Raw genomic sequence first — 9,244 nt, forward strand, 5'->3', positions numbered from 1 at the left:
GATGGAATGTGTAGAGTTTGAAATTCTAAAAAGTTATGAATCACCAACAGTTTATTTTTGCGAACATGAGATGAAAAATAGTTGTTTGATTGCAATTCCATCCTGGAATTGGAGTTTCTTAATAGATTACACGATTAATTTTATAGATGAAAAGCCTAGGTTAATGAAAGCATTGGAGAAGTATGTTTCTTATCATCTTGTGGAGAATGTTGCAGATGCATTTTATGACTACGCGTTTAGCCAATTCGATTAAGATTTTCATAAGGGGGAGCATAATGAATTTTAAAGGGGCGGTAAGTAGTATTTTAGTAATGGGATTACTATTTTCGGGATGTTCAGCAATTCAAAATTCAAATCCTGCAAAACAAACAAGTGGAACACAAGATATTGCACAAGTTATAGAGTTTCCATCAAATAAGTATCCGGAAACCGCGGCGCATATTAAAGATGCGATTGCAAGTGGCAAAACAGATATTTGTACAATTGATCGGGGTGGAGCCGCAGAAAGAAGAAAACAATCATTAGCAAATGTTCCAACGAAAAAAGGATATGATCGGGATGAATATCCTATGGACCTTTGTCGTGAAGGCGGAAAAGGTGCTGATATTAGGCATATAAAACCAGCTGATAATCGTGGCGCAGGTGAAAATTGTTGTAAAGTAAATTAGGAAATTGATTGCAATGGATATAATATTAAAGATCCCTAGTTACGGAATTAATTGTAACTAGGGATCTTTAATAAAAGTTTCGATCAACTTAATACATATGGATTTGTTTTTGACGGTTTAACTTTCCTTGCAAATTTAAATATTGAGGTTTTTCTTGTTTCTTCTCATCTATTACTATTTTTGAAACTTTATAATTTATATCGGAAAAAATAGCTATATGTTTGATCCCTTCTTCAAACTTTTGCATAACTTCCTCAACAAGTGATTTATTATAAATCGTAATAGAAACGGAAGGAATTCGCTTTATATTATCTTTATCTGCTTTTTCAACCCAAGGAGAATAAAGTGAAATGCTATGGTATGGGAATGTTTCAGTTGGTTTGTTTATTGATTTAATTCGACCATGAAGGCAAATGGGATGATCTGGAGATGTAGAAAGGTAGTCGAAAGCCTCCCTAAAATTCTCGGTATCATAAAAAAATTTATTCCAATCAATCTTTTTGTTATGAAATTTTAATACTACAAGATTACGTAATTCTCTGTCTTGATCTTCAAGTTGAGTACGTAACTGCATAATTTTTTTCATAGATGCAAGGTAAGAAGAAAGCTTCCCTTTATTTTCATAAACTTTTTGAGGATTCTTTTGTTTGGCACCTGTTGGTACTAAAACATCACTAGCTACAGCGCTGTTTTTCTTTTTGTGTAAAGCGTTTTTAATAACATGTAGTCTAAATTCATACTTTCCATTTTCTAAGCTAGTCATTAAGTCTTCTGCACTTCTTGCAATTACTTTAACTTGATCAGCAGTGTTGAATTGGCAAGTTTCAATATGTTTTTCTTTACCAGCTAAGCGAAGAAATGCTCTTACTTTTATTGTTTTGTCATTATATTTACGTTCGAACTCATCCACAAAACTAAGTTGTTTACGACAATTTTCATCAGTACAGTATAAATCAGTTTGTAAGGCTTCATTTTCTTGAATCTCATCAATCCCGACAATTCTATTTAAAAAGGGATGATAAGCACTAGACATTTTAATTCCCATTTTACACCCTCCTATATAAATTGAATGTTCTTTATTTTATAGTATCAAATATTTCAAGGAAGATAATGGGTTATTTTTAAAAACAGTTATTTTAGGGGTACGGAAACGATTCTGGGTATGAGGGGCCACTCTGGGGTTTAATTACAAATTAAAGAAAGAACTTTATTCAAGTTCTTTTAATCTACGATACAGAGCGGCCTGACTCACACCTGTAATCTGGCAGATTTCCTTAACAGTTTTATTGGTATGCTTCCTTAATTCAATCGCATGATTCATACCTGGGTGCTTGTCTGTATATTTCTTCAATCTTCCTCTATACACTCCTTTTTGTTTCGCTAACTTTATTCCCGCACGTTGTTTCTCCTTAATCATTTCTCGATCTAGTTCACTAAAGGCGGCCATGACGGTTAAAAAGAATTTTCCTGTTGGCGTTCTCGTATCTATTCCTAAATCTTATTGTTGAGATAAGAGAATTCTTTCCTTTATTTTTAAAATGATTTCATCAGGATTAATTTTTTTTGCTGATGGAACTCCTAAGATAAGAGAAGCACCCTCACTTGCATATACTTCTTCTCCATTTTCGTGAGAAACAACAAATAATCCTTGTCCTTCAAATTCAATATATATAATTTCTTTGATTTTTTTTACATTTGTTTGTATAGACCTATAGATTTTATATAAATCTTTACTACGGTTTTCTCCCCCCCATACGTATAGGCTCTTGTTCGTTTGTAAAAATTAATCCCTCTGGGTTGTTTCTATTTAAAATAAACCATAATTTTTCATCTGTAGGCAATAAATATTCAGATAGATTTTTGGAGTCATTATTTATAATGTTTTGTTGTTGTATTTCATAAACATGGAAAAAAATGTGGATATTTCTAAAGTTGAATTAGACGTAAAATTATGATTTTGATGAAGTTGCTTGCCATCTTTTAATAGAGTGCCTTTACTATTTTGATAATCTTTTAGTGCTATCTTTTCAGGTGATTCTTTAGAGTTATCAGTTGCTTGAGCAATTTTATTCATACTTATTAATGCAATACTAAAAAATACAACTAAAATTATAGTTCTCGTTATTTTTTTCATAAACTTATTTCCCTTCTTATTTTCATTTAATATTCTCTACTAATATCTTGAACTGTTTCATTCCACCAAAATCTATCGTTATTTTTAAATGATTCAAAGTTATGTTGATAATGATCTCCATACCAAGGATCCATATAAGTAATATAGTTCATATTATTTATACCTTTAAAATAACCATCTAACACAAGAAAATGACCAATATTCCCTCCATTTTTCCAGTTAATAAGTGTAATTATTGGCTTATTGCTATTAATTTGGCTTCTAAACCCATCATAAGAAAGAGTTCCCCTATTAATTGTTGAAGTTAAACCAAAATAATTAAGACCATTTTGTATTTCTCTAGAAGTAGCTGGATAATTGTATAAGCCACCTTTTACATATCCTACAAATTGCTGTTGTGTAGTTGGTTGCCCCAAATAGTTTAAAACAGATACTGAAGTACCTGCCCAACACCAATTAGACTGCTGTTGTTTAATATTAGGAACATTTAATTTAACAGTTGTTGTAGAATTAGGTGGATTTCCATTTATAAATGCCGAAGCAACATATGCTTTTTTACCGTTTTTAAAAAAATAAAACCAACGATTATCTATACTTCCAGTCCAATAATCCTTTAATCCCTCTCCATATTCCCAACCATTGAAGTAAACGGTTTGATTTCCTTGAAGAACATCTATTATATTTCCAGTTAAATTTTTATTATCGCGCACATTTACTCCGATGGGAGCAGTTACACCTGAAAATTCAACTTCCTCGGCAAACACATCATTGACATTAGAAAAATTCCACAGAGATAAAATAAATGCAACTATAATTAAAATTCTTTGTGCAAGCTTCATCTTCTCACATCCTCATATGGTATGTTTAAAACACTATTAAAACGAAAAATTAAGTTGTTTAACTTTTTAAAATTTCAAGTACACACTACTTTTTTATAACTCATGATGTAATACTCCTTTCATTTTATTTCTATACTATTTTAATTTATTCAAATATCCTTATAATACCTCTTGGAATTCTAATATGTAATAAATATGACACAATTAAAATCTAGTTTTGGAATGCTCTCTAGCTAATAAATAGGATCATAAAATGTGAGAAAGATAGTTAAACATGGCTGTTATAAGAAAATAGTAGATAGAAAAGGAATCAATCAATAATAAATCATAAAAATACCCCTAGAGAAATTTGCAGGCATTTTTTATAGATGAAGTATTCAAAATCATCCCTTCAACTCATTTTTTAGAAACATCCTTACGCCCTTTAATTTTAATATTCTGAATTCATTTTGGGAATAGACAATACTTTATAGATATGAATATGTAATTATTCATATCTATATAAATACTTTGAAAGTAATTGTATATTTAATTTTGTAATTATATTTTTTATTTTACTTATATTGAAGGGGGAAAATGTATGAAAAAAACTGTTATTACATTGCTTGCTGCAGGAACAATGTTAGGTGCGCCTTTTTCAACTGCATTTGCAGAAGAACAAGCATCCCAAAAAGAAGTAATGGATAAAATGGAAGTGCAACAAAAGAATTGGAATGAGGAACAAGGAAGTCCATCATTTCTTTCAGGTGAATTATCTGATAAAAAGGTAGAAACTCAAAAAGCAGTGAAAGAGTTTCTTGAAGAAAATAAAGAACTATTTAAGGTAAATCCACAAACGGATCTGACACTGAAAGAAGTGAAATCGGATGATTTAGGTATGAAACATTATGTTTATACAAGGTCTGTAAATAAGGTGCCTGTTGATGGTGCACAATTCATTGTTCATACAGATAAAGAGGGCAAGGTAAAAACAGTAAATGGAGATGTTCATCCGGCTGCTGCAGAAAGTTTAAAAGGTGATACAGAAGCAAAGATTACAAAAGAAACAGCGCTTTCAAATGCTTGGAAACATATTAAACTTACAAAAAATGATACATTAGTAAAAGTAGATGGAAACACATTAGACCAGGTAAAAGAAAACTTAGATTCTACAAATGAAAAAGCGGACTTAGTTGTATATGAAAAAGACGGAAAGTATTATCTAACGTTTAAAGTGCAACTGCAATTTATTAAACCTTATGGAGCTAACTGGCAAATTTATGTGAATGCAGAAGATGGATCAATCATAGATTCATATAATGCAGTTACAGACGCAGATAGCGCTCAAAAAGGATATGGATATGGAGTATTAGGGGATCGAAAAGAACTGAATACAACATTTGATAGTGTACAGAAAAAATACTATTTAAAAGACACAACAAAGCCTATGAATGGAGGCTATATTGAAACATTTACGGTAAATCATAGTGATGCAGATTATCCAGTTAACTATCGTCTACTGGATAATGATAATGCTTGGATAAATAAAGATCAAGGACCTGCGGTCGATGCTCATTATAATGCTGGAAAAGTCTATGACTACTATAAAAATATTCACAATCGTAACAGTTTTGATGGAAAAGGAAAAACAATTCGCTCTGGTGTAAATTATGGAGTAAATGTAAATAATGCATTTTGGAATGGGCAGCAAATGGTTTATGGAGATGGTGATGGGCGCATATTCTCTCCACTTTCAGGTTCCCTTGATGTTGTTGCGCATGAATTAACTCACGCTGTGACACAGTATTCAGCTGATCTTCGTTATGTAAATCAATCAGGTGCATTAAATGAATCTTTCTCTGATGTATTTGGATATTTTGTTGATCCAACAAATTGGGATTTAGGAGAAGCTGTATATACGCCTGGTATTTCTGGAGATGCACTTCGCAGTTTATCAAATCCTGAAAAATATGGCCAACCTTCTCATATGAGGGATTATCAATACCTTCCTGCAACTGAAGAAGGCGATAACGGTGGGGTACATATTAATAGTGGTATTCCGAATAAGGCTGCATATCTGACAATCAATGCTATTGGTAAAGAGAAAGCAGAAAAGATCTATTATCGCGCGTTAACAACATATTTAACACCAACAAGTGATTTTAAACAAGCTCGTACAGCTTTATTACAATCCGCAGCTGATTATGATGGCTATGGTAGTGCAACCTATAAAGCAGTAGAAAATGCTTGGAATCAAGTGGGCGTAAAGTAAATTAAAATTCGTTTATAATATTTTTATGTTTTTAACATTTAAATCATAAAAGGACCTATGTCTTGTTAATACAAGTAGGTCCTTTTATTGTATTAATTATATTTATTAAATGTTATAATATGTGTAAACGATAAATGGAGGTTATTATGAATCTTTCATCAAGTGTAAGCAATCAGGTACTAGATCAAACAATGATTTTGGTTGGACTGGAATCCAATTTAGCAATGATAGAATTTAACTTAGATACAGAGGTAATTTGGGTAAATGATCATTTTGCACAAGCTTTAGGTTATACAATCAGTGAAATGAAGAACATGGTACATAAACAATTTTGTCCCCATAGTTTTATAAATAGTAGAGAATATAATCAGTTATGGGAGAATTTAAAAAAGGGAATTAAGTTTCAAAAGAAAATTCAAAGAGTTGGTAAAAAAGGCGATTTAATTTGGTTTGAGGCTACCTATATTCCAATTAAAAATGAACAAGGGGTAGTAGATGCTGTACTAAAAATTGCAACGGATATTACAAATCGTGAAAATCAAACAAGAGAAGTTGTTTCACATTTAAAGAATTTATCTATAGATTTAGGAAGTAAAGTCGACATTAATTCTAAGGAAAATATGAAAGCTCTACAATCTTTAAAAGAACAGATTAACTTAGTAAGTGAAATTGCTCAAATGATTAAGGAAATTTCTTCCCAAACTAATATTTTATCTTTAAATGCAGCAATTGAAGCGGCAAGAGTAGGAGAACATGGACGTGGATTTGCAGTAGTAGCAGAAGAGGTAAGAAGATTGGCAAGTAATGTTGATGGTGCAATAAAAAAAATAAATTTAAATGTAGAGAGTATCACAAATGGTGTAACCATTGTTAGGAATGTGACTGAAAAATTACAAAGAGAAGTGATTAATAATCAAATTGAAATTAGTAATACTATGGAAAAGTTCGAAAATATTGTGGGGTGAATATAAGCATAAAGAACTATCTTTTGAAGTTAAGCTATAAATTATACATAAAAAAGAAAGGCATGTCTTACATGCCTTTCAAGTGATTACTATTTTCTAAAGTTTTAATAATTATGTTTAATAGTAAACTCGCTCTAATCGGATACGTAAATATTAAAATAGTAGGGATACCGCCCTAAATCCATTAACACTATTTTATGGTTTTCGTTTCTATTCACTTATAGTTTGGCTGTTACTGAATCCTACCTGATTAGAATTTTGCTTATATCCAAGGTTGCCTCGTGTGAAAATAAGGATAAGCAAAGCAATAAAGCCCAACCCTATCACTACAAGGGGTACCGCCAGCATTTCGGAAAAAAACCACGCTAAGAGAATTTATCTAAAAAAGAGCCGAAATTTACCCCGTTAAGAGTAAATTGGCTCTTTAATATGTAGAGGGTGCATAGAAAACTTAGAGGGTTATTAATTCTGTGTTTATTCGAGTTTTCGTTGATTAATTGCTCGATAAAGAGAACCTTGTGATACACCAGTTCCTTCTACAATTTCTTTAATAGAGTATTCTTTACTGTCATACATGCGTAATGCAATTGAGAGTTTTTCTTTTTCTAATTTGGGTCTACCTAATTTTTTTCCACGTTTCTTACTTGCTTCTAATCCTTCTTTCACTCGTTCTGCAATCAAATTTCTTTCTAATTCTGCAATGACACACATCATTTGCAACATAGCCTTACCTGTAGGCGTTCCTGTATCCATATTCTCTTTCAATGATACAAATTGAACTCCTATTTCTTCGAACTGTTGGATAATACTTAGGATATCTAATGTTTTCCGTCCTAAACGTGAGATACTTTCAACTACAACAGTATCTCCTTTTCTTATCACATCAAACAAATTTATAAGACCTTGTCTTTTTCGAATTGTTCCAGTGAATTTTTCTTGAATGACTTTTTCACATCCATATTCAGTAAGTGAATGGATTTGCCGATCTAAATTTTGATCAATCGTAGATACGCGTGCATAACCAATAATCATTTGCTTCCTCCTGTACAATCATATATTTTCATTGTACCGAAGGTTCATTTATTGTAAAGGTATTTGGTAATACTTTTGGTAACTATTTTTTGTAACTCGAAAACCCTTATAAATATAGAAATAGAAGCAAGGGGAGAAATGTTACAAAAATATTGGTTTTTGGTAAGAGTTCTTTTAATGGATTTTTTTATAAAATACAAATGAGATTAACCTTGATTAATAATAAATAAATAAATAAATAAATCTTTGAAAATCCAAAGAATATTTTCAATTATTTTAGAAAAGACTGTTTTTTTATAATTTATAGTATGTACAAGCCCTACATTGAATAAATTTTTTAAAGAGAAAGGAGGTATATAATGTCAGATGAGAATGAAGAAGAGTATTCAAACGAATTAGCCCAAGCTGATTTCATATCTGCTGCAGCGTTTGATCCTAGTCTTGTAGGCCCTACATTGCCGCCAACTCCACCATTTACACTACCGACCGGTCCGACCGGAGCTACTGGTCCCACTGGAGCTACTGGTCCTACGGGAGCCACTGGTTCTACCGGAGTTACAGGTCCTACGGGAGCCACCGGTCCTAGCGGAGCCACTGGTTCTACGGGAACTACAGGACCTACCGGAGATACAGGTCCTACGGGAATTACAGGACCTACCGGAGTTACAGGTCCTACGGGAGCTACTGGTCCTACGGGAGCTACTGGTCCTACGGGAGCCACTGGTCCTACAGGAGCCACTGGTTCTACCGGAGTTACAGGTCCTACGGGAGTTACAGGTCCTACGGGAGCTACTGGTCCTACGGGAGCCACTGGTTCTACCGGAGTTACAGGTCCTACTGGAATTACAGGACCTACTGGAGCTACCGGAACAACTGGTTCTACAGGACCTACTGGAGTTACAGGTCCTACGGGAGCTACTGGTCCTACGGGAGCCACTGGTCCTACGGGAGCCACTGGTTCTACCGGAGTTACAGGTCCTACTGGAATTACAGGACCTACTGGAGCTACCGGAACAACTGGTTCTACAGGACCTACCGGAGTTACAGGTCCTACGGGAGCTACTGGTCCTACGGGAGCCACTGGTTCTACCGGAGTTACAGGTCCTACTGGAATTACAGGACCTACTGGAGCTACCGGAACAACTGGTTCTACAGGACCTACCGGAGTTACAGGTCCTACGGGAGCTACTGGTCCTACGGGAGCCACTGGTCCTACAGGAGCCACTGGTTCTACCGGAGTTACAGGTCCTACTGGAGTTACAGGTCCTACTGGAGCTACTGGTCCTACGGGAGCCACTGGTCCTACGGGAGCCACTGGTTCTACCGGAGTTACAGGTCCTACTGGAATTACAGGA

At 33.8% G+C, this 9,244-nt stretch carries 8 protein-coding genes and 4 pseudogenes; 6 read left to right on the top strand and 6 right to left on the bottom strand.

Annotated elements, in window-relative coordinates; all coding sequences use genetic code 11:
* Nucleotide 1 precedes the first annotated feature (1 nt).
* The gene (locus tag MHB74_RS28965; RefSeq protein ID WP_000389052.1) at nucleotides 2–253 is read left to right on the top strand and encodes a YueH family protein; all 252 of its coding nucleotides are present in this window, start codon (nucleotides 2–4) and stop codon (nucleotides 251–253) included.
* 22 nt (nucleotides 254–275) lie between these two features.
* Nucleotides 276–668: a NucA/NucB deoxyribonuclease domain-containing protein gene (locus MHB74_RS28970; RefSeq protein ID WP_061678415.1), complete on the top strand. Its 393-nt coding sequence runs from the start codon at nucleotides 276–278 to the stop codon at nucleotides 666–668.
* Between the two features lie 88 nt (nucleotides 669–756).
* Here the strand turns inward: MHB74_RS28970 and MHB74_RS28975 are convergent, their stop codons facing one another.
* From MHB74_RS28975 to MHB74_RS28990, 4 genes and pseudogenes are all read right to left on the bottom strand, one after another.
* A complete protein-coding gene (locus MHB74_RS28975; protein WP_000511678.1) occupies nucleotides 757–1,713 on the bottom strand; it encodes a hypothetical protein in 957 nt (318 codons plus the stop codon).
* 162 nt (nucleotides 1,714–1,875) lie between these two features.
* Nucleotides 1,876–2,166: pseudogene (locus tag MHB74_RS28980) on the bottom strand (recombinase family protein); the annotation flags it as partial.
* A pseudogene (locus MHB74_RS29280) lies at nucleotides 2,167–2,802 on the bottom strand (hypothetical protein).
* A 26-nt stretch (nucleotides 2,803–2,828) separates the two neighbouring features.
* A complete protein-coding gene (locus MHB74_RS28990; RefSeq protein ID WP_061678416.1) occupies nucleotides 2,829–3,641 on the bottom strand; it encodes a papain-like cysteine protease family protein in 813 nt (270 codons plus the stop codon).
* A gap of 580 nt (nucleotides 3,642–4,221) precedes the next feature.
* Here MHB74_RS28990 and MHB74_RS28995 point away from each other — a divergent pair.
* The 3 genes and pseudogenes from MHB74_RS28995 (at nucleotide 4,222) to MHB74_RS29290 (ending at nucleotide 6,857) form a co-directional block, all read left to right on the top strand.
* Nucleotides 4,222–5,892 carry a M4 family metallopeptidase gene (locus MHB74_RS28995; protein WP_000754399.1) on the top strand — a complete coding sequence of 557 codons (1,671 nt, stop codon included), beginning with the start codon at nucleotides 4,222–4,224 and terminating at the stop codon, nucleotides 5,890–5,892.
* A 224-nt stretch (nucleotides 5,893–6,116) separates the two neighbouring features.
* Nucleotides 6,117–6,431 (top strand): annotated as a pseudogene (locus MHB74_RS29285) (PAS domain-containing protein); the annotation flags it as partial.
* 129 nt (nucleotides 6,432–6,560) lie between these two features.
* Nucleotides 6,561–6,857, top strand: a complete 297-nt coding sequence (locus MHB74_RS29290) for a methyl-accepting chemotaxis protein (RefSeq protein WP_372684182.1) — start codon at nucleotides 6,561–6,563, stop codon at nucleotides 6,855–6,857.
* A gap of 210 nt (nucleotides 6,858–7,067) precedes the next feature.
* Here MHB74_RS29290 and MHB74_RS29005 read toward each other — a convergent pair.
* Nucleotides 7,068–7,187: pseudogene (locus MHB74_RS29005) on the bottom strand (CPBP family intramembrane glutamic endopeptidase); the annotation flags it as partial.
* A gap of 144 nt (nucleotides 7,188–7,331) precedes the next feature.
* Nucleotides 7,332–7,889: a recombinase family protein gene (locus MHB74_RS29010; RefSeq protein WP_000583545.1), complete on the bottom strand. Its 558-nt coding sequence runs from the start codon at nucleotides 7,887–7,889 to the stop codon at nucleotides 7,332–7,334.
* 359 nt (nucleotides 7,890–8,248) lie between these two features.
* Between MHB74_RS29010 and MHB74_RS29015 the strand changes: the two genes are divergently transcribed.
* Nucleotides 8,249–9,244, top strand: a 996-nt coding sequence (locus tag MHB74_RS29015) for an exosporium leader peptide-containing protein (RefSeq protein ID WP_340844941.1), incomplete at its 3' end; no start/stop codon positions are given.

Source organism: Bacillus sp. FSL K6-0069 (assembly GCF_038007785.1).
Lineage (GTDB): Bacteria > Bacillota > Bacilli > Bacillales > Bacillaceae_G > Bacillus_A > Bacillus_A mobilis.